The organism is Candidatus Berkelbacteria bacterium (assembly GCA_016187225.1).
In the GTDB taxonomy this organism is placed as follows: Bacteria; Patescibacteriota; UBA1384; order JACPKC01; family JACPKC01; genus JACPKC01.
On sequence record JACPKC010000006.1, the window covers coordinates 40,476 to 59,832 of the forward strand.

The 19,357-nt window shown below is 46.6% G+C and carries 20 protein-coding genes; 1 reads left to right on the forward strand and 19 read right to left on the reverse strand.

All coding sequences use genetic code 11. From position 1 onward, the window contains the following. Nucleotides 1-5 precede the first annotated feature (5 nt). The 12 genes from HYW32_01460 to HYW32_01515 form a co-directional block, all read right to left on the reverse strand. On the reverse strand, nt 6-542 hold the full coding sequence (locus HYW32_01460; protein ID MBI2589674.1) for a hypothetical protein: 537 nt from the start codon (nt 540-542) through the stop codon (nt 6-8). Beyond that, nucleotides 539-1,903 (reverse strand): LCP family protein, encoded by a 1,365-nt coding sequence (locus HYW32_01465; GenBank protein ID MBI2589675.1) that lies wholly within the window; start codon nt 1,901-1,903, stop codon nt 539-541. The genes HYW32_01460 and HYW32_01465 overlap by 4 nt, the downstream gene beginning before the upstream one ends. 26 nt (nt 1,904-1,929) lie before the next feature. Further along, nucleotides 1,930-2,307: a hypothetical protein gene (locus tag HYW32_01470; GenBank protein ID MBI2589676.1), complete on the reverse strand. Its 378-nt coding sequence runs from the start codon at nt 2,305-2,307 to the stop codon at nt 1,930-1,932. Continuing rightward, nucleotides 2,304-2,741: a tRNA (adenosine(37)-N6)-threonylcarbamoyltransferase complex ATPase subunit type 1 TsaE gene (gene tsaE / locus HYW32_01475; GenBank protein MBI2589677.1), complete on the reverse strand. Its 438-nt coding sequence runs from the start codon at nt 2,739-2,741 to the stop codon at nt 2,304-2,306. The genes HYW32_01470 and tsaE overlap by 4 nt, the downstream gene beginning before the upstream one ends. Then, nucleotides 2,738-4,942, reverse strand: a complete 2,205-nt coding sequence (locus HYW32_01480) for a lamin tail domain-containing protein (GenBank protein MBI2589678.1) — start codon at nt 4,940-4,942, stop codon at nt 2,738-2,740. Before HYW32_01480 ends, tsaE begins: the two co-directional genes overlap by 4 nt. After that, nucleotides 4,939-5,784 carry a PH domain-containing protein gene (locus tag HYW32_01485; protein MBI2589679.1) on the reverse strand — a complete coding sequence of 282 codons (846 nt, stop codon included), beginning with the start codon at nt 5,782-5,784 and terminating at the stop codon, nt 4,939-4,941. The genes HYW32_01480 and HYW32_01485 overlap by 4 nt, the downstream gene beginning before the upstream one ends. Next, nucleotides 5,781-5,990, reverse strand: coding sequence for a hypothetical protein (locus tag HYW32_01490; protein ID MBI2589680.1), 210 nt, complete (start codon nt 5,988-5,990; stop codon nt 5,781-5,783). The genes HYW32_01485 and HYW32_01490 overlap by 4 nt, the downstream gene beginning before the upstream one ends. A gap of 28 nt (nt 5,991-6,018) precedes the next feature. Beyond that, on the reverse strand, nt 6,019-7,023 hold the full coding sequence (ruvB, locus tag HYW32_01495) for a Holliday junction branch migration DNA helicase RuvB (GenBank protein MBI2589681.1): 1,005 nt from the start codon (nt 7,021-7,023) through the stop codon (nt 6,019-6,021). A gap of 18 nt (nt 7,024-7,041) precedes the next feature. After that, nucleotides 7,042-8,292 carry a peptidoglycan DD-metalloendopeptidase family protein gene (locus HYW32_01500; protein ID MBI2589682.1) on the reverse strand — a complete coding sequence of 417 codons (1,251 nt, stop codon included), beginning with the start codon at nt 8,290-8,292 and terminating at the stop codon, nt 7,042-7,044. Between the two features lie 41 nt (nt 8,293-8,333). Beyond that, the gene (locus HYW32_01505; GenBank protein ID MBI2589683.1) at nt 8,334-9,254 is read right to left on the reverse strand and encodes an ABC transporter permease; all 921 of its coding nucleotides are present in this window, start codon (nt 9,252-9,254) and stop codon (nt 8,334-8,336) included. After that, nucleotides 9,251-9,979, reverse strand: coding sequence for a cell division ATP-binding protein FtsE (ftsE, locus tag HYW32_01510; GenBank protein ID MBI2589684.1), 729 nt, complete (start codon nt 9,977-9,979; stop codon nt 9,251-9,253). The genes HYW32_01505 and ftsE overlap by 4 nt, the downstream gene beginning before the upstream one ends. 103 nt (nt 9,980-10,082) lie before the next feature. After that, entirely contained in the window at nt 10,083-10,985 is a 903-nt protein-coding gene (locus HYW32_01515) for a zinc ABC transporter substrate-binding protein (GenBank protein ID MBI2589685.1), read from the reverse strand. A 178-nt stretch (nt 10,986-11,163) separates the two neighbouring features. Between HYW32_01515 and HYW32_01520 the strand changes: the two genes are divergently transcribed. Then, nucleotides 11,164-12,018, forward strand: a complete 855-nt coding sequence (locus tag HYW32_01520) for a hypothetical protein (protein ID MBI2589686.1) — start codon at nt 11,164-11,166, stop codon at nt 12,016-12,018. Nucleotides 12,019-12,060: 42 nt separating this feature from the next. Here the strand turns inward: HYW32_01520 and HYW32_01525 are convergent, their stop codons facing one another. The 7 genes from HYW32_01525 to serS all read right to left on the reverse strand — a co-directional run bounded on the left by HYW32_01525 (nt 12,061) and on the right by serS (nt 19,352). Then, on the reverse strand, nt 12,061-12,903 hold the full coding sequence (locus tag HYW32_01525; protein ID MBI2589687.1) for a deoxyribonuclease IV: 843 nt from the start codon (nt 12,901-12,903) through the stop codon (nt 12,061-12,063). Beyond that, complete coding sequence (locus HYW32_01530; protein ID MBI2589688.1) at nt 12,900-13,673, reverse strand: hypothetical protein; 774 nt, start codon at nt 13,671-13,673, stop codon at nt 12,900-12,902. The genes HYW32_01525 and HYW32_01530 overlap by 4 nt, the downstream gene beginning before the upstream one ends. Nucleotides 13,674-13,675: 2 nt before the next feature. Next, entirely contained in the window at nt 13,676-14,260 is a 585-nt protein-coding gene (locus HYW32_01535) for an NYN domain-containing protein (protein ID MBI2589689.1), read from the reverse strand. Between the two features lie 99 nt (nt 14,261-14,359). Further along, nucleotides 14,360-14,989 (reverse strand): HD domain-containing protein, encoded by a 630-nt coding sequence (locus HYW32_01540; GenBank protein MBI2589690.1) that lies wholly within the window; start codon nt 14,987-14,989, stop codon nt 14,360-14,362. Between the two features lie 27 nt (nt 14,990-15,016). After that, the gene (gene secA / locus HYW32_01545) at nt 15,017-17,659 is read right to left on the reverse strand and encodes a preprotein translocase subunit SecA (GenBank protein ID MBI2589691.1); all 2,643 of its coding nucleotides are present in this window, start codon (nt 17,657-17,659) and stop codon (nt 15,017-15,019) included. Further along, nucleotides 17,656-18,069 carry an HPF/RaiA family ribosome-associated protein gene (locus HYW32_01550; GenBank protein ID MBI2589692.1) on the reverse strand — a complete coding sequence of 138 codons (414 nt, stop codon included), beginning with the start codon at nt 18,067-18,069 and terminating at the stop codon, nt 17,656-17,658. The genes secA and HYW32_01550 overlap by 4 nt, the downstream gene beginning before the upstream one ends. 8 nt (nt 18,070-18,077) lie before the next feature. After that, nucleotides 18,078-19,352 carry a serine--tRNA ligase gene (gene serS / locus HYW32_01555; GenBank protein ID MBI2589693.1) on the reverse strand — a complete coding sequence of 425 codons (1,275 nt, stop codon included), beginning with the start codon at nt 19,350-19,352 and terminating at the stop codon, nt 18,078-18,080. Nucleotides 19,353-19,357 lie beyond the last annotated feature (5 nt).

The following is a 19,357-nucleotide window of genomic DNA, read 5'->3' on the forward strand; positions in this document are numbered from 1 at the left end:
TTAGTCTAGAAGCTGAACCAATCTGACGTCAAGACAACGCCCACCAGAGAAAGTGCCGAAAGTCCGAGCGCTGGCCAAAGCGATTTGAGCGGACGGGCAAGGTGTCGACATTCGAGGAGTTCGGCGACAATCAGGCCAACAATGACAATCACAAGCGCTCGAGAAGAAAAATTAGTTGGCCAAAAGAGCAAGATTAGAAAAATCTCAACTAAACCAATCGCCGCGGCATAGGCTAAAACAAGACTCGGCTTGTCAAAACGCATTAAAAGCCACATAAACATAAGAACGCCAATCAAGAATAACAACGCTAAACTGCCCACCTCGCCAACGAGACCAAAAAATCGAATCTCAAAGGCAATCACCGACCACAAAAATAAACTCATGAGAAGAGTTGCCCAGCGATTGTCTTGTCTCCAGGCCCAAAACGCTAAACAGCCGGCTAGAACACTAATGCCCCAAAGCCAAGCTGAATCACGATCCATGAGGGGTAAGATGGTGACGCCTAAAATCAAAATTAGCGTGCCAAGGTTTTTGTTTGTCACGGCGTTAAGACCACTGGCTCATAGTCTGCGCCTAAAGTTAAAACCAAATCGGCGGTTTCGCCTTCGGGCTTGGCGCTTGTCTCAACCTTTGCATTCAAGCGATCCGAAAGAAAATTAACCGTAAACGGCGCTCGACCTTGTGAATAATCATGTAGAACCGTTGCGGGCGCATCAACGATTTTATCGATTGAGACAATGTTATAACCTAAACTTTTAAGATCGAGCTCAAGTTCGTGCGCCAACCCAGGTTTACCACTGGCATTCAAAATCTCGATTTTAGCGTTTTCACGTTTTAAGTTTGGATCGGTAAAGAGTTCATGCGCGATCCGTTGCACTTCCTTGAAGTTGCCTGTTTTTGGCACAAGATAATAACCACCCTCATTCACGGTCATAAGCGGCCCATCGCTACCATTATCGAGTACCTTGGTGACAATGCCACCCGAGTCGACGGTATTGAGAATGCGATAGAGGCGTTCAAGCTCGGTTAAGCTCAAATCGGTGCGCACATGCTCGCCTAAAATCCCCATAATTTCAGAAAGCTTCCTTGGATTTGCAAGAATATCGAGCGAGAGGGAACGATCGCGGACTGCGAGCAAAATCTGTTGCTGGCGACTAGCGCGATCAAAATCTGAAGTCGTTTGGCGCGAGCGCGCATACTTAAGCGCAATCGTGCCATTGAGTTTCTGCGTGCCAGCCCCAATCGAAAAAGGTTGATAGCCTTCCAATTTTTCATCTGGATAGAATGGATCATCAAGCGCCTTGGGTATCTCAACTGTGATGCCACCAAGAGCGTCGATGAATTTAATGAAACCGGTAAAATCGACTCTCACAAAATAATGGATCGGCAAATCAAGCACATTGCCAACTGTCTCCTTTAGCACCTTAGGGCCATTGCCCGGCTCCTGACTTTCGCCGTATGAATGGGCGGAGTTGATCTTACCGTTGCCATTACCGGCAATCGGCACACGCAAATCGCGTGGCAGAGAAAGTAAGGCAAGTTTTTTATTTTCAGGATCAAGGCTGGCGACCATTATTGTGTCCGCAAGCGCTCCGCCTTTGTGTCCGCTTCCGCCAATTCCGATAAACAAAATATTGATCCTCCCATCCCCCTCGCCTTTCAAAGCATTGGGATCAAGTGTCTCGCCGAAGAACTTTAGAATTGGAGATTGAGTGTCAGAACTATCACTGACTTGAGTAAAAGCCCGCACCGCGCTCCAGCCAAACCAGACAATCCCCGCGAGAATAAGCGCAGAAACTATAAGAGTAAAAATCTTCGTTGGCGAAAGCTTGTAGGTTCGAAACTTATTCAAGCTCTGGCCATGATTTTTATCGATATCGCTTTGAGATTGAGAAGACGACATTGGTCTATTAGTTTACCACAAGGCGCTTACTGCATGCGCTCGAGGGTGAGGAAGGAAAAGCGTTTTTTAGTTCGACGTTTAAGCCTGCTCCAAAGAGTACGGGGCGAGAAAGTTGTAATTTCTGCGCTGTGGATGAGTTCAACGGGTAAATCTAAAACCCAGCCTGTGGCTTGCATTAGCGCCAAAGTTACTCGAACCGAAGTGCGACTATGCGGAACCACTAGAACGCCAAGCTGGTGCAAATCTTGCCAAGTTAAACTGTGCCGAGCCAAAAATTCAGCGATTAGTTTTTCTTCACTGCGTTCTTCTGGCTCCAGAACCAGAAGCTCTTCATACTCCTTGGCATTGACAAATAATGTCAACCTTAATTGGGTGCGATCGGCGCCGACTACTAAGCGTTTCATTTGCGTACCTCGATTTTTACGCATCTTTTGCCCTGACGGCTGAAAGAAAAATACAAGAGATAGTGTGCCTGTTCAATAATTTCAGGCAGATTGTCAATCCATTCAACGAGTGTCGCTCCTTCAGGATTTTCGAGGGTTAAGCCAAGCGCTTCGAAATCTTGTTTGCGAGTCAAGCGATAAAGATCAAGATGGTGAAGACGTTTAATACCTCTCACTGCTTGTGGCAACTTATAAATTTGCTCATAAACAAAGGTTGGCGAGATAACTTCGGCTTGTAGACCTAAATCGAGCAGTAAATGACGGACAAAGGTTGTTTTACCAGTACCTAAAAAACCAACCAAGCCGACAATTAGACCGGGTTTTAAGTTTTTCGCGAGCTCGTGAGCGACTGCCGTCAGTTCATTCAAAGTCTGAATTGGGAAAACTCGTTTCATATTTTCATTCCGGCTTGGATCAAACCTATTGATCGTATCTCCAATTTCTGTCGAAGAGCAAGTAAGACACCGTCGACTAACAGAATACCGGCCATGAGGAGCGCCGCCAAGGCTCCGTAACTGCCTAATCGCCCTAGGGTAAGTGTTGGTCGGATAATTTTAGCGCCAAGCACGCGAGTAAAAGGCGGGGTACTTTGACTATCAGGCAAGACGCCGATTTCTGATTTGACAAATAAGTCGGGCGCAAGATCAATCACTTCCTCATCATCTGCTACTCCGTCTTCATAGTCGCCGACAGACTCTCTTGTTGCCACCGCTGGATCTTCTCTTTCCGACTCAGTTGAATCTGATTGTGCGCTGATTATTTCTTCAGTTTCACTCGTCGTCTCCTCTCTCAACACAGTCAACTCTTCGGCATCCAAGACACGAATTGTCAAAGGTTCAAGAGCCACAATAATTCCCTGTCCAGAAATTTCGCTCTGTTCAACTAGCGCAGGAAACACGACGCCTTTTTTACGAGAAAGATGGAAACTGTGATTTTCTGTTTGAATAATTGGCACAGAACCAGTTTTAACGACTATCCCTTGGAAGACTGTCACCTTTAACAGGTTTAACTCCTCGAGCTCGTCAAGGGATTTCTTTTTCAGCTCTTGATGGCCAATGTGTTTAGCATCGTCAGGATTTGCCAGAAGGAGACGCGGTAAAGCGGCTTTGGAAACTTTAGCCACGATTTCAATGCGATCACCCGGCTGAAATGTAAGTGCGACACCATCACGAAGCTGAAGTTCAGCGGCAATCTGATCATCCCCGACAACAAGATGATGATCTGAATAAGCGCCTTGCACCAAAAGTACAGTTGCTTCGGTTCGGATCGTTTGATTTGCGAACTCATCCTTACCAATAATCAACTCCCTGAATGAATGGAATTCAATTGAAGAATCAGATGAGTCTTGCTCTTCGGATTCTTTAACGCCTCCCTCTGGAAGAATATCGGCATTTTCCACCCCGGGCGTGGGCGATGTCCAACCCCAACTGCCTTTTTTTGACCAACTTTTGTTAAACGACGCGCTCCCAAAACTCACATTCTCCACCTCTACCCCATTTGGAGCGATCAAGCGCACCATATCACCTGAATTATTTAACTGTAACTTGGTTTGATTGCCTCCAAAAATTACTCGCGAACGACCCTCGATAACAACTGAATCCTCAAACGTGTAGGGGCGACTGCCGCCCTCATTAATATCGTCAATCTGCCAACCGATTAAGTTCACTGCCGTCTCACCCAGATTCTCAAGCTCAACAAACTCCTCGGCGCCCTCATTTGGGCGAGGGAGAATTTCCGATAGATGAATATCCTTACTGATCTGATTTGCCACACAGGGATAAGAAAAATTTTGGACAACCGATCCATTCCGCAAAACCTCGAGGCGCGCCTCGAGAAGACCGAATTGTGTCGGGAGTTCGAGGAAAAATCGGTATTTATTTGTTTCAATCAGCTCGCCTTCAGGACTTTGATTTTGCAAAATCAACCTTAAACGTTCGGGCACGCCGCCACTTAAAGCAATATCGAGCGGAATAGCGCCGCCTTGTTCCGGCCAAATCAAGCGGCAAGTTTGTTCCGCAAACTTAAGCGTCATGCTTCGTTCAGGGGTACCTAGATCATTGAGGTTGGCGTCTAAATTACGGGCTGTATTCGCATTTTGCCAGGCAGTCGCTTGAGCGCCAGATTGGCTAAAATCAACACGCTCCATCGAAGTTGGAGGCGATGTGGCGCCGGCAAAAGGCTTGCCTCCATCACCAGCTTGATCGATGACGTTTGCATCCGTAGCGCGCAATTCGAGCGCAAGGGCGCTATTGCTAAGAGAAAGTTTCGAGTTAATCAAATCTGGTTCAAGATTAAGCGCCGACTCGCCGCCGCTGAAAGTATCGGCGGGACCATTATTCGCGATCAGAAAAAAATCTCCCGGAGCAAGTTGGGTGTTCTCGGGAATCGTAATCAACTCGCGAGGTTCACTGCTCATAGACCAAATACTCCAGTGCGACAGATCAATAGATTCGGCGCTAATATTTTTCAGTTCAAGCCACTCATCGGCAGTCGAACGGCTTGATCCGGCCCAGGCAATTTCGCTAATGCCGACTGTTGGCGTGCTTGCTGAAACCCAACTTGGCAGTAAAAATAGAAAAAGAATTAGCCACGTCATAATTTTTCTCCTAAAGACACCGTTTTACCCTCAGTTAATTCACCGTCGAGCGAAGCTGAACCCCTAGCGGGTGGCAAGCGATTAGGCGAGATGTCGATTTCTTGCAGATGTTCTTTGGCTTCAGTGGTCTGGGTGACAAGATCCTCATGAAAATGATCGGGATCATAGTCATGGGGAGCGTGCGCGTGTAGTTGCTTAAGACGACTCTGAAGTTCTGCCTCTTTTGAATTTGCTTGAGAAAGCTCTAGGGCGCGGGGCGACATAATTTCTTCATGGCCAGCAGTCCCAATGCGCATTGCTAGGCGATCATTGAGCATCAGAATGGTATTTGCGATCACATGCGGTTTGGGGACATAATTCATAACAAAATTCGGCGCCTCACCAGCGCTCTCAACAACAACTGTCCCATAGCGGAAAAAAGTTTGAATATAACCATTCATTTGCGCAGACACATCCTGGACACGGAGTAAACTTAACTCTGCCACTCTTCGATTAAATAAACCCACTTGTTTAACATGAAGCAAACGTTCAGGTGTAATTATAGCCACGTCAAGATAATGCTCAATCCACGCAGTTAAAAAGACCGCATCCGTGATCAACAAATATCCTCCGATCGTGAGAGATGTAAGAACTAAGTTTAAGCCTTTGAAGAAACCTATACCCTGGTAACTCACGACCGTGAAAAAAATGACGATCGGAATTATAAGCATGACAAGCACAAATAACAGCCAGCCAGCGAATGCCATCCAATGTCTCCGGACAAAGATTAGGATTTCTTCATTTTCAAGTTGCCCGGGGAAGAGATCGCTCTCCTTGCCGGTGACAAGATTAGTCTGAATCATAAAGTTAGAGCTCCGATTATGATACCAACGAACGTGAGTAAAATAACGACGCTTGCAAAACCAATGTAGGCGCGCAACATTGATTGTGAGGCATCACCTGAATATCCATATTCGTTCAAATGATGAGCGGCGTAAACAGAATAGAGGACAAATGTTAGCAGGAGACAAAGATACACGATAATCGCGAAATAAAAGAGAGGACTCATAAAATTAGGTAATTAGTGGGGAATACATCTATAAAACTTCGGCGCTACGAGCAGTGGTTTTTCGCCCTCTTGGGGTTCTCTCAAGCCAGCCTTCGCGAATCAAATAAGGTTCATAAACTTCTTCGATCGTTTGCATATCCTCGCCAAGCGAAGCGGCAATTGTTGAAAGACCAACGGGACCACCTTGAAATTTATTCGCAATCGTTGCGAGAAGTTCGCGATCAATTTTATCGAGTCCAAAAGGATCAATTCTCAATAATTCAAGCGCTCGACTAGCGATTTCAGCTGTAATGACACGTTCACGATGAACCTGGGCATAGTCGCGAACCCGACGCAAAAGTCGATTTGCAATTCGTGGAGTGCGGCGAGAGCGTCGCGCAACTTCCTTCGCGCCCGTTGTCTCAAGTGGCGCGGCCATGATTTTCGCAGATCGAGCAAGAATTTTTTCAATATCGCCAATTTCGTAAAAATCAAGATGGAAATGCCCGCCGAAACGGTCGCGCAGGGGCGCGCTTAACTGGCCAATGCGCGTTGTTGCGCCAATTAAGGTAAAGCGAGGCAGGTCAAGTCGGAGAGTTTTAGCGGCTGGCCCCTTGCCAAGCACAATGTCGAAGGCAAAATCCTCCATGGCCGGATAAAGCACTTCTTCAACCGTTCGGTTGAGGCGATGAATCTCATCAATAAAAAAAATGCTACCGGGGGATAGATTGCACAGAATCGAAGCAACGTCACCAGCTCGCTCGAGCGCAGGCCCAGAGGTAATCTTAATCTGTACTCCAAGCGCTTGAGCAACCACATACGCAAGACTCGTTTTACCAAGACCAGGCGGGCCGTAGAAAAGAATATGTTCCAGAGTTTGCTGACGTTCTTGAGTTGCTTGAATGAGAATTTCTAAATTTTGTTTCGTCGCCGTCTGACCAATAAAATCCGAGAAAGTTTTGGGACGAAAAGTGTTATCCTCGCGCACATCCTCTGGTTGGATCCGAGGTTGGGTTAAAATAGTCGTGTTTGATGAGAGTTCCGCTTCCTCCATACCTCGACTATATAGAACTCATGGAAGGTAGTCGAGCGGATTGGCTCGGCTTGAATACTCCCAAATTTCAAAATGAAGATGCGGACCTGTCGACCAACCAGTTGAACCCATGTAGCCAATAATGTCACCTCGCTTAACCTCGTCGCCGCTTGCAACTACGAAACTCTGCAAGTGTCCATAGAGCGAGCTCCAACGCGCGTTGTGACCGATGACAATGTATTTGCCGTAAGCATATAGTTTGCCGTTATAGGTCATCTCGGTTACCGTTGTCACCGTTCCGTCGGAAGCGGCGTAAATGGGTGTGCCCGCCGAATTGACTAAATCTAGCCCGCCATGACCGCCATTTGGCTGAAATGGAGTCGAACCCCCAAAATAAGTGCTGATGTAACGATAATCTGTTGGCCACTGAAAACCCACATTCGAGGTGCCGCGATCACGCGCCTGAAGAACGCCCGGGCCAGATGCCTTAGTAAGACGCGATCGCACAAGCGCCATTTCGGATTCAACCTGGGCATTTAGCTTTTTCGCTTCATCGACCGCCGATTCATACGACTCCTGCTGTTCTTTGGTTTCAACTAAAAGCACCGCTTTGCGACTCTGTTCATTTGCAAGACCAGCCTTGTAAGCCTCTTGCTGGGCTTGCAGACCTTTTAATTCTTGATACTTGCCATCAAGATCGGATTTCTTTTGTTCAACCTCCCGCTTAAGCGCATCAATTTCATGCAGGGTCGCATCGATGCGATATTCCAGTGATTCAAGATACTCATTGTGCTCAATGACTTCCGAAATTGAATCAGAACCGGCAATAATAAAAAGCAACTCTTGCTCACTTGTTTCATAGAGCACGCGCAAGGTTTCATCCTGATTTCTTTTTTGTTCGTCCAATTCACGTTGACGTTGAGCAATCTCTTCTTCAGCTATCTTAATTTCAGATTCAGTCTGACGAACTTGCTCATCGGTTTCTTGAATTTTTTGTTCTGTCTGATCGATATCATCTTCTAAACGAGAAATTTGACCCTTGATCGTTGAGGCTTCTTTTTGCTTCTGCTCAGCCGCTTTTTGATTCTCGCGAATCTTTTTGTTGAGCTCGCGCGTTTGATCCTGTAGATCGCCTAGGCGATCTCGATCGCCTTGTTTAGAATCTTCAGCTCTAACCGCATTCGAACCAAACCAAGCGAATGGCATCATGAAGAATGCGACCAAAAGAGCGCTTAAAAATGCTTTGAATAAATGCCTGGAGTGACCACCATCTCGATCGCGATTCATCATATCCCTCCGACACGATCTTTAATTATAGCACACTGGGCTCATTATAGTTTGACGAATTTTCGAACTGCCATATAACTCATAGAAATCGATGTGCAGACCCCAATTAGGAGAAAAATTAATATAAGCCAGAATAAATTTTGTAAGAAGAAATCAAGCATATTGGGGGCCAAAAACTTGGCAATCGAGAGTAAGGGTGTCGAACTTGCGAGATCGTAGCGCAAGAAAAGATAAATTGTCGGCAGAGCCAATCCCGTCCCAATGACGCCAAAAAGCGCCGCCTCGACTAAAAATGGCCAGCGCACAAAGGCTTCTGTTGAACCGACTAAGCGCATAATCTCAATCTCGTCGCTTCGAGAAAGAATGACCAGACGGGTCGTGTTATAAATGAGCACGTAGGACAAAAAAAGAAAAATGCCAGCTAAGATCCAGCCATTCTTGCGCACCGATTGAGCAGTTGTGACCAGACTTTCAATGACCGACTCATTGTCTTGGTAGCTCACCCGCCGCACTGAAGCTTCATATTGAGACGAGTCAAAAATCCTGGCAATGGTGCTTAAATTCGCCGGATCATGCGCTCGAACTATTAAGCTCCGCGGCAAAGGATTATCTTCGGGTGTAATTAAACTTTTTACCTTTTCCGAGGTACGTCGATCCTGCCAAATTTCATAGGCACGCTCTTTAGAAATATATTCGACCGTCTTAATATCGGGACGATTGACAAGTAAGCGACGAGTTTCTTGAATTGTCTCCTCGGAGACATCATCATTAAAGTAGACCGCAAGGTCGAGCTTGTCCTGGATGCCCTGGGTTGTATTAACAATCACCACGCTTTGAATCGCAAAAACACCGATAATGAAAAGTGTAATCGCGATTACGACGGTTGAAGCAACCGATAACCAACTGTTTCGGAAAAAATTAACCGCTCCCAGACGTAAAACGCGGCCAACGCTTCGCAAAGTCATCCGTTTATCTCCTTACCCTGGTGACCGGGCAAAACATACCGACCGATCTTTTCGTCTGAAACTATTCGACCGTGTTCCATAGCAATAACTCGTCGTTTTAAGTTATTAACAACTTCTTTGTTATGAGTGGCCAAAAGAACAGTGGTTCCGCTCCGATTGATGCGTTCAAGAAGCTCGATAATCTCGCCGGTTGTAGCCGGATCAAGATTGCCGGTCGGCTCATCGGCAATCAGAATTCGCGGCGAATGAATCATAGCCCGAGCAATGGCAACACGCTGTTTTTCGCCACCGGAAAGTTCATGCGGGTAGTTTTCACCCTTATCAGCCAATCCGACTAGGGTCAAAATTTTTGGCACTCGCTCTCGAATTTCAGCCGTTGAAATATCAGATACTTCGAGCGCAAAGGCAATGTTTTCCCAAACAGTTTTTGCGGGCAAAAGTTTAAAATCTTGAAAAACAACACCCACTTTGCGTCGATAATAAGGCAATTCACGTGGTTGCAAGAGTGTGATATCGCGCTCGGCAATTAAAATTTTGCCATGGTCGGGTTTCTCCTCGGCAATCAAAAGCCGGATCAGGGTGCTCTTACCGGCGCCAGACGGGCCAACGATGCTTACAAATTCGCCCTTGGCGATCTCTATGTTGATGTCATCAACCGCGATTGCGCGAGTTCGAGAACCGGATGTCCGAACATAAGTTTTTGCGATGTGTTGCAACTCAATCAAAACCCCTCCAAAATGATCTTGGGGACTTTAGACGCGCTTCTCTTGCATACAGAAACGTGTAAAATACGTCTATTTATAGGATAACAAATTCCTGGTCACACGACTAGTGAAGAATTGATTTAAGAGAAGCGAGATTGCGCCTCATGCCTTCAACATAGCTTTCATTTTCATTCCCTGTCTCGAGCGGATCGAGTTCAGCGATTTTAATACCTAGATCCTGCGCCAATTGCTCAACAAGCGCCGGCGAAAATTGGGGTTCGGTAAAGAGTCCTTTGAGCTGATTCGACTCAACAATTGAACGAATCTCGGCGATGGTCCCGGGAGTCGGGGTTTCGCCCGGCGTCGCTTCGATAACCGCTACCTGTTCAAGCCCATAATCACGCGCAAAGTATTGAAAGGCGCTGTGAAAAGCAATAAATTTCTTCTGTGAAAATTGAGCAACAGCTTGGGTAATTTCCTGATCGAGGGATTTAAGTTGTGCTAGAAGTTGATCGGCATTTTCTTGGTAATTGATGGCATGATTTGGATCGTTGTCAGAGAGCGCCTCGAGAATAGCGGTCGCTATTAGAGTGGCATTTTTGGGTGAAACCCAAAGATGAGGATCGGTTCCAACCACGCCCTCTTCCTCGCCCTCAAGGAGTTGAATCGATTGAGAAAGCACACTCTCAAGTTCAAGAATTGGTAAATCTGATCGCTCAACTGATTCCAAAAGCGATTCCAGCCATTCTGTTTCTAGGTTAGCGCCATTGATAATCAGAAGATCGGCCGCCTTGAGCTCGGCAAGATTGGCTGGTGTCGGCTGATAATTGTGCACTTCTTGGCCGGAAGGAATAATTTGATCAACGCGCGCAAGATTACCTACGATTGGTTTTGTAAGCAGTGTCAGAGGATGAAACGTGGTTACAACACGAAAACGCGCATCCTCTGCTTCAGGTTTCTTGAGCCACCAAGCGACAATGCCACCGATGGCTATCACCAATAACAATAGCCCGTACCAGTATTTCATCTATTTTTAGAATAATCTCATTCACTAGCTAAAGCAAATTAGGACATTCTCACTTTTCCCGTTTTCGATATTGCGGCATCTCAAAGCTGGTCACCGCTCTTGTGTTTTGAGAGCAATTTTGGTAAACATCAGAGTTTGGCAACCTTTAAAATTTGGTCAGAAAAAGGAGGAAGAAAAAATGCGGAATCATGTTGAGTTGGCTGATTGGCTAGCTCAAACCTTTATCGTAAATGTCACAAGAGCCTGGCAATCTCCAACGTTCGATGATATGTACGCCTGCCTCATCGGCTGTCCGAAGTCGCAATCGAGCCCGCCGACACTGGACAGTGATCTTCCTAAATTAGGCGAGCAACTCAATTTATCCGAGTGGCAAAAGCTTGATCAACGCGTGAGCTGGATTCGGAAGAAAGAGTGGCTCTTTGCCGATGTCAACGGCGGCGTGAGACTCGTGCAAGATCCCGATCCGAATCTCATCCGACTTTACTTGAATACGCGGCGAAGTTTTTATCCGATCTACATCGATAAAATCGTTCGCCTGTTTGCCACTTTGGACCTCAAATTGAGAACCAAAGTCTGCACTCTCAAGTCCCGCTGGGACAACTATGATGGTATTACCATCTATGTTCGCCCTTACTACTTCAATCAAGTACTTGCCGCTGTCCGCCACAATCTTGATCATAAGATTTTCATTCGATCTACAACGTCAAGGGTAGCGCGACAAGTTTTTGGAGGAGTTTACATTGCCCAGGAACCCGACCAGAGGCGAACCAGCTTTCATGGGAGGATTGCAAACGCAATCTCATCGGCGATTTATGAATCTCGAGAAGTCGGTGCCTTGATAATTGTCCCGCGTCAGACACGCGGGGGGCAACTCGAGGGCTGGAGCCTAGAAATTCTTAGCCAAGCTACCTGGCATGTTCAGCTCGGGGCCAGTCTCAAAAATTGGGGGGTTGACCCGAATCGAATTTATCTCAATCTGGCAATCGAATCCGAGGTTCGATCCGCAATTTGGAGATCACTCGGTTCACTGTAAAGGAGGATTTTCGCAAACGACGCCTCCGAGGCGTCGTTTTTCTTATCTAACCACTAAATTTTTGAGAATTGAGATATTTTTTTTATCTGGGCCAGTATTATCAAAACCAGGAACTTCGAGAAGCCAAGGAAGCTTACAAAGTATCGGGTTTTCCAACATTGCCTTAAAGCCCGCCAGACCGATCTCGCCTTCACCAATGTTTTCGTGACGATCGCGGTGGCGTCCCAGTTCAAATTTTGAATCATTGGCGTGCATCACTGCCAAACGCTCAAGACTCACAGCTATATCAAAATCCTTCAATAACTTGCGAAGCGTCTCTGGGGATCGAACGTCGTAACCAGCGGCAAAAAGATGACAAGTATCAAGACAGACCTTGACTCGCTGGGAGTTAACACCTTTTACTATCAGCGCAAGTTCTTCAAAATTCGACCCGATTACGCCACCTTGGCCAGCGGTGTTCTCAATAATTAACTGGCTTTTGCCTTGTGCGCGATGAAGAACTTCATCGACTGCCTTAATAACCTGTTGGATAGCCTCATCAGCGTCTCTTCCCTTGCGCGAACCAATATGAAAAATTACACCTTGAGAGCCGATTTGGTCAGCGACAGTTAAGGCATGTACCAAGGCATCGACTGATTTTTCTAGAAGCTCCTGGTTGTCTGTTGCCAAATTCACCAGGTACATTCCATGAATAAAAACCGGCGCGAGATTATGTTCGACAATGCCCAGCTTAAATTGCCTTACTTGCTGATCGGTAATCACGGTTTGGCGCCACTGGCGCGGCGAGGTGACAAAAATTTGAAAACAATTAGCGCCAATTGAAAGAGCGCGTTGAATGGCTAAATCGACCCCACCAGCGACCGAGACGTGCCCGCCAATCTTCAAGCATGACCCCCTAGAAGTTGTGTCAGTTCAGCATGTAATTTCCCATTTGAGGCAAGAGCGGCACGACTCTTGAGCTTCATCGGCTGGTTATTGATGTCCGTTAGTTTGCCGCCCGCCTCTTCGAGTATCAAACGTGCCGCTACCCATTCCCATGGCTGAAGATCAAAATGCAAAAAAGCATCATGGATACCAGCCGCAACTGAACAGATTTCCAGTGCGGGCGCCTCGCGGGTTTTAAGTTGCCGGACTTTGTCCTTAATAAGCATTGCGGCCTCAAAACCTCGATCGCGACCCGCTCCGTGCCCAAAACCGGTAAGAACATACGAATCTTCAAGTCGAGATGTTGTTCGAGCAGTTAAGCGAGTATCTTGGAAGAAAGCGCCGCCGCCCTTGATAGCTGTATACAAACACCGCTTACTTGGCACCGAGACTACCCCAACTAAAGGTTCCCCATTTTCAACCCAGGCAACAGTCGTTGCAAAATGCTCATCGCCAGTGGCAAAATTTTCAGCGCCATTCAACGAATCAACGACCCAGAAACTCGGACTGGCCGGCGCCTCACCCATCTGTTTCCCCCAGATGACCTCTCGTGGATATACCTGACTTAAAAAAATTCGGATCGCCTCTCGACTTACTCTGTCAGCCTCAAGAACGCCCTTGTCTCGATCGCCCTTATGCCACTCACCCTCAAATTGGCGGCGTAATTCGTCACCGGAAATAAATGAGGCTTGCTTGGCAACTTGTAAACGAGTTTGTAGATCAACTGCCATTTTTACTCCATTTGATTATTTGTATATATAATAAAATGCGCGATGTCATCGTTTGTCACGAGAAGAGTATGATCCGTGGTCAATATAAGACCACGATTCGGCCGAACCTGAAAACCGAGATAAACAACTGGAATGTGTTTGGCTTTAGCAGCATAAACCACCGGCTGAAGATCAGAATCAGAGCTTGCGAGAATGATTTTCCCAACCTTGTCTTCGTAAATATCTTGCAAGATGTCGACGGCAATACGAACATCGACCCCTTTTTCTTCAAATGTTATGCCGTCGTTACGAACTCGACTCCGCACGCTTCCACCAGTAATATAGCGAAAACCTTGCTGTTCCAGGTGTTTGCGCAGTTGCGCTTCGCGTTCAATTAATTCCTGGGACTTTTCTTGAGTGTGTCGGCTTGAGTGCAGTTTGGCAAAATAGAAGGTTGCTAGATCAACATTTTCATTCTTGAATAGATGATTAAAAAGTCCCCAAAAATCATAGTGAGTAAGATCGTTTAATAAGCCTCGCCGCCGCAAGATACTCCTAATTCGGGCGAATAAATTTTGCCCGTCAATGTAGAGGTGAGTAGATTTCATAATAAATCGAAATGAGGAAGAAATGAGATCGAAAAGATAATTGACTATACCATATTAAGCATTTTCCAGGTAGGTAGATCTTAATCCCCTGCTTCGGTTTTAGCTCGAACTATCTTTTCGCCAATCGCCAGCAACATAGCGGTTGCGATTTGATGTTAAATGCCAAGCGTGAGGATCAGCCGTGACAATTTGATCCCATAAAGCTTGAGCTGTTTTCGTAAATAGAGTCGGATAAACATTTTTCTTTCGGCTTTCAATCCAGATTTCACCCATCGAGTGCCCCCTCTTGCGAAGCTCACTTAACTCAAGCTCAACATCGATATTATCGGCGTCTTTAACAATCTTTGCCTCAATACTTTGCCTCGATTCATATTCTTGAGCAAGCGCCAACATCTCCGCTTCATGAATTGTGCCATCAAAAGTATCTTGCGTTGCCAGCGCGTCATCTCGCTTGGTGTACTGACGAGAAAGATAATGCACATCCCCCGTGCGGCTTTCAGCCACATCATGCAAAAGCGCCAGCTTTAAAATTTTTTCGTGATCGCCGGCGCCTTCTAATTTGGCAATCGTAAACGCAATCCACGCGACCCGAAAGAGATGCTCGGCGCAATTCGCCGTCTCGGGGCCAAGAAACTGCTTCCACACCCGATCTAGGTGACGAAGTGTTCCAATTTCATAAAGCAACTCAACATCACGCGCAAGTGTTGGGATTTTAGTTTCATTCCCCATACTGCCTCCTCTTAACCTGATAAGTATTTAAGCCCCGTGGCATTTTTTGAATTTTTTGCCCGATCCACATGGGCAAGGGTTGTTGCGACCAACCTTGCCATAGGGGTTGGGTGTGTTAATAGGTTTAGGTACGACAGTCGAAACACTAGCGCCCGGTCCGCGAACAATAATGGCAACTTTGTTTTTTGGTGGCGCTGTGGGCGATGTCGGTCTAGTTGACAACGAAGTGGCATCCCTGTGTTCTAATTTCATTGTGACACGAGGAGTTGCTTGAGACTGCGAACTCTCTGCTGTTCTCACTTCGAGCTTCATCAACATCTCTACAACCTGATTTTCTATCTCGTCTTTTAATTTTGTGAAGAGGCCAAAAGCCGCATCTTTGTACTCGACAAGCGGATCGCGTTGAGCATAGCCTTTAAGACCGATGCCTTCACGCAAGTGTTGCATAGTCGAAAGATGGTCGACCCACAAAGCGTCAATTGTGCGCAAATAAATTAGTCGTTCCAAAGAATAAAATTGCGCTTCGTCAACTGAAATTATTTTTTGCTTAAAATCCTCGATCTCATCGGGGTGTAAAAGTTCGAGCACTTCCTCATGAAGCCGACGATCAGTTTCCACATTCATTAGGAGAATTCTGCGTCGCTTGCGATAAATAACTTCACGTTGCTGATTGATTACATCGTCGTACTCAACCAAATGTTTGCGAATGTCAAAATTATGCCCCTCAACCCGCCGCTGGGCCTGCTCGATGGAACTCGTTATAAGCTTATGTCGAATCGGTTCATTATCAGGAAGGCCGAGTCGATTCATCATGCTCTTGAGGCGATCGCCGGCGAAGATCCTCATTAAATCATCGTCAAGAGAAACGTAAAATTGCGACTCCCCTGGATCACCTTGGCGGCCAGAACGACCACGGAGTTGATTATCAATGCGGCGAGCTTCGTGACGTTCAGTGCCAATCACGGCTAGACCGCCCGCTGATAGGACCTCTTGGTGACACGCTTCCCAGGCAGTTATATCTTGTTTAGATGCGCCCAGGCCAGGTTTTTTGCCGCCCAGCAAAATATCAACGCCGCGCCCTGCCATATTAGTCGCCACAGTTACACGCCCTGGTTCGCCTGCGTGCTCAACAATTTTTGCCTCGCGTTCGTGTTGTTTAGCATTTAACACGTCGTGCTTAATGCCCGCGCGCTTCAAAAGTTTCGAAAGACGTTCAGACTTTTCAATTGAGATTGTCCCTACCAACACCGGCTGTTGCTTTTGAGCGTGACGTTTGATTTCTTCGACAATAGCTGTAAATTTGGCGCTCTCGGTTTTATAAATTACATCATCGTGGTCAAGGCGAATCATGGGCCGATGGGTTGGAATCTCGACGACATCCAGATTATAGATTTTTGCAAACTCTTCGGCTTCAGTCGCGGCTGTACCGGTCATGCCAGCAAGTTTACCGTACATGCGAAAAAGATTCTGAAATGTGATTGTGGCCATGGTTTTGGATTCCTGGCGCACCTTAACTTTTTCTTTCGCTTCAATTGCCTGATGTAAACCTTCGGAGTAGCGCCGACCCGGCATCAGTCGACCCGTAAATTCGTCAACGATAATCACCTCGCCATTTTTAACTACATAGTCGCGATCGCGCTGAAAAAGAGCCTGCGCTTTGAGCGCTTCTTCGAGGTGGTGAACCAAGTGGACGGTTGTGTCAGCGTATAAATTTTTAACGCCTAGCGCTGATTCGACTTTGTGAATGCCGCTATCAGTCATCGTTACATAACGCTCCTTTTCGTTGACAAGATAGTCTGTATTGATCGCGAGCTTTGGGATAATTTGGGCAAATTTAGCATATAAATCCGCAGATTCCTCGGCCGCGGCGGAGATGATGAGTGGAGTGCGAGCTTCATCAATTAAGATAGAATCAACTTCATCGACGATGGCAAAAATTAACTCTCTTTGCGTCAGGCGATCGGGTTGGACAGCCATATTGTCACGCAGATAGTCAAAACCAAATTCATTGTTCGTGCCGTATGTAATATCGCAAGCATAGGCTTCACCGCGAGTGCAAGGCACTAGATTTGGCCAATCAGAATTTGAATTTGGAATATCTGATTTCAGATCATTTTCTGTTTTCTGTTTTCTGTTTTCTGTTGCTTCCGGCGAGTAGCGCCAGCTCTGCTCCTGTTGGCCAATCACGCCAACCGATAAATCCAGAAAAGTGTAGAGCGGGCCGTTTGAGTGAGCGCCAACTTTTGCCAAATAATCATTCGGCGTTACTAGGTGAGCGCCCCGACCGGCAAGGGCATTCAAAACGAGCGGCAAAGTTGCCACTAAAGTCTTACCCTCACCCGTTCTCATTTCAGCGATTTTGCCTTGATGAAGAACGATTCCACCTGCCAACTGAACGTCAAAATGTCGCAGACCCAAGGTACGTTTACTCACTTCACGAACGTACGCAAATACCTCGGGTAGTCTTTCATTAAGAAAGCTCTTCTGGGTTTCCAGATTACTCATTGTACGAACGTCAAAAAAATGTTTTTTAAACTGCTCCTTAAGTTCCTGGCCGGAAAATTTTTCAAGTTTCAACTCGAGTGCGTTGATCGTATCAATGAGTGGCTGGATTTTTTTAAGCTCTTGAGCGTTTGGATCGCCAAAAAGTTTTTTCAGTAGACTTGTCATTCTCTACGCCTTCGAAAACGACCGAGGAGTCTGCGAGGAGTCGAAAGTGTGCTTGAGAGCCAATCACGTATTCTAATTTTACGCTCCGCATTCCGACTTTTCTTAATTAATTTATCATGACGCTTGCGAAGATATCTCTCGGTTTTCTTGTAAAGTCGATCAAAGGCGGTGCGAAAATCTTCCGCTAATGCTTCAGCGTGGAATGTCCTTGGCTCCTTGGTGACCGCCACGGCAACATGCACATAGTGCGTTTTACCTTTTCGAGTGCTGTGAATATGTTCGGCACGAAGATCAAGTTGCGTGGGTTCGGGAACATATCGATCAAGTTTTTCAAAAAGTTTAACTGCCGAATCTTGGAGCGATCGATTAAGCTTATGCTCTTTATCGAGAAGCTTGAAAGTTACTTGCATTCAGCCTCCTAATGATTTTTTGGTCTTAAACTATCAATCCCTCCAAGATATTCACGCAGGGCGGCTGGGATTTTGATCGAGCCATCACCGGTTTGATGATTTTCCAGGAGCGCAATCAGGATTCGCGGCGAAGCGATGACGGTGTTGTTGAGAGTGTAAACGTAGCGCTTTTGCCGTTTTGCGTCGAGGTATTGAATACCCAACCGGCGCGCCTGCCAGTCGCCGAGGGCAGAATTAGAGTGCGTTTCGCCATAACTTTGACGCGAGGGCATCCAAGTCTCAATATCATGCATCCGCGTCTTGCCGACGCCCATCTCAACCGTAGCGATATCAACAACGCGATAAGGCAGTTCCAAAAGCTTAAGCATCTTTTCAGCAAGAGCGAGCATTTCGTTAAACAATTTTTCCTGTTCAGCCTCATCGGCTCCACATAGGATTACCTGCTCGACTTTCAAAAACTCGTGCAGTCGATATAATCCTTTAGTATCTTTGCCGTGACTGCCCGCTTCGCTTCTGTAACACTGCGAGACCCCACAAACCTTCTTGGGCAAATCTTGCTCCTTAAACGTCTCGCCAGCAAAGTAAGATAAAAGAGCTGGCTCGGCTGTTCCAGCAAGAAAGCGGCGTTCTTTGGCATTGACATCTTCTAGGCGAGTAATGTTGCCAACTTGGTAAATTTCTGACCGGCCTGAAGGAAAGTGGCCGCTACCAACCAGCGCAAACTCACGCACAATCGTCGGCGGCACCATAAGCGTGAAATCGTGTTCGCGCATCAACCTTAGCGCCAATAGCATAAGACCCTGATGTAAAAGCACAGCCTCATTTTTTAAGTAATAACCTCGGAAACCGCCAACTTTTGCCCCGCGCTCGGTATCGATTAAATCAAGCTCGCGACCAATGGTCAGATGATCTTTTGGTTCAAACCCAAGTTTTGGCGGCTCACCCTCAACCCGAACCACTCGATTCATTGACTCGTCACCCACCGGGGCTTCAGGTGAAGGGATTTGCGGCACAAGTAACATTAGTTCCCGAAAACGCTCTTCAATCTGGGCTATTTTTGGAGCTAGTGCCTGGAGCTCTCGTTTGAGCATCGGGCCATGCTCTTTGGCTTGCTCGGGCAATAATCTGTTCCGCTCACCGAGTAAACGATCGCGCGCAGTAATTAATTTGCGACGCGATTCATCAATGCGAAGCAACGCATCAAGATCAAGCGCCAGCTCCTTTTGAGCGATCGCTGTTTTCACCTTTTCCGAATTGGTCCTAATAAACTCGATATCTAACATTGTTA

Excerpts from the sequence above, each read along its gene's own strand:
- HYW32_01515 (MBI2589685.1), bottom strand. The coding sequence starts at position 10,985 with ATGAAATACTGGTACGGGCTATTGTTATTGGTGATAGCCATCGGTGGC.
- HYW32_01505 (MBI2589683.1), bottom strand. The coding sequence starts at position 9,254 with ATGACTTTGCGAAGCGTTGGCCGCGTTTTACGTCTGGGAGCGGTTAAT.
- tsaE (MBI2589677.1), bottom strand. The coding sequence starts at position 2,741 with ATGAAACGAGTTTTCCCAATTCAGACTTTGAATGAACTGACGGCAGTC.
- HYW32_01470 (MBI2589676.1), bottom strand. The coding sequence starts at position 2,307 with ATGAAACGCTTAGTAGTCGGCGCCGATCGCACCCAATTAAGGTTGACA.
- HYW32_01465 (MBI2589675.1), bottom strand. The coding sequence starts at position 1,903 with ATGTCGTCTTCTCAATCTCAAAGCGATATCGATAAAAATCATGGCCAG.
- HYW32_01550 (MBI2589692.1), bottom strand. The coding sequence starts at position 18,069 with ATGCAAGTAACTTTCAAGCTTCTCGATAAAGAGCATAAGCTTAATCGA.
- HYW32_01520 (MBI2589686.1), top strand. The coding sequence starts at position 11,164 with ATGCGGAATCATGTTGAGTTGGCTGATTGGCTAGCTCAAACCTTTATC.
- HYW32_01480 (MBI2589678.1), bottom strand. The coding sequence starts at position 4,942 with ATGACGTGGCTAATTCTTTTTCTATTTTTACTGCCAAGTTGGGTTTCA.
- ruvB (MBI2589681.1), bottom strand. The coding sequence starts at position 7,023 with ATGGAGGAAGCGGAACTCTCATCAAACACGACTATTTTAACCCAACCT.
- serS (MBI2589693.1), bottom strand. The coding sequence starts at position 19,352 with ATGTTAGATATCGAGTTTATTAGGACCAATTCGGAAAAGGTGAAAACA.
- secA (MBI2589691.1), bottom strand. The coding sequence starts at position 17,659 with ATGACAAGTCTACTGAAAAAACTTTTTGGCGATCCAAACGCTCAAGAG.
- HYW32_01500 (MBI2589682.1), bottom strand. The coding sequence starts at position 8,292 with ATGATGAATCGCGATCGAGATGGTGGTCACTCCAGGCATTTATTCAAA.
- HYW32_01485 (MBI2589679.1), bottom strand. The coding sequence starts at position 5,784 with ATGATTCAGACTAATCTTGTCACCGGCAAGGAGAGCGATCTCTTCCCC.
- HYW32_01540 (MBI2589690.1), bottom strand. The coding sequence starts at position 14,989 with ATGGGGAATGAAACTAAAATCCCAACACTTGCGCGTGATGTTGAGTTG.
- HYW32_01535 (MBI2589689.1), bottom strand. The coding sequence starts at position 14,260 with ATGAAATCTACTCACCTCTACATTGACGGGCAAAATTTATTCGCCCGA.
- HYW32_01530 (MBI2589688.1), bottom strand. The coding sequence starts at position 13,673 with ATGGCAGTTGATCTACAAACTCGTTTACAAGTTGCCAAGCAAGCCTCA.
- HYW32_01490 (MBI2589680.1), bottom strand. The coding sequence starts at position 5,990 with ATGAGTCCTCTCTTTTATTTCGCGATTATCGTGTATCTTTGTCTCCTG.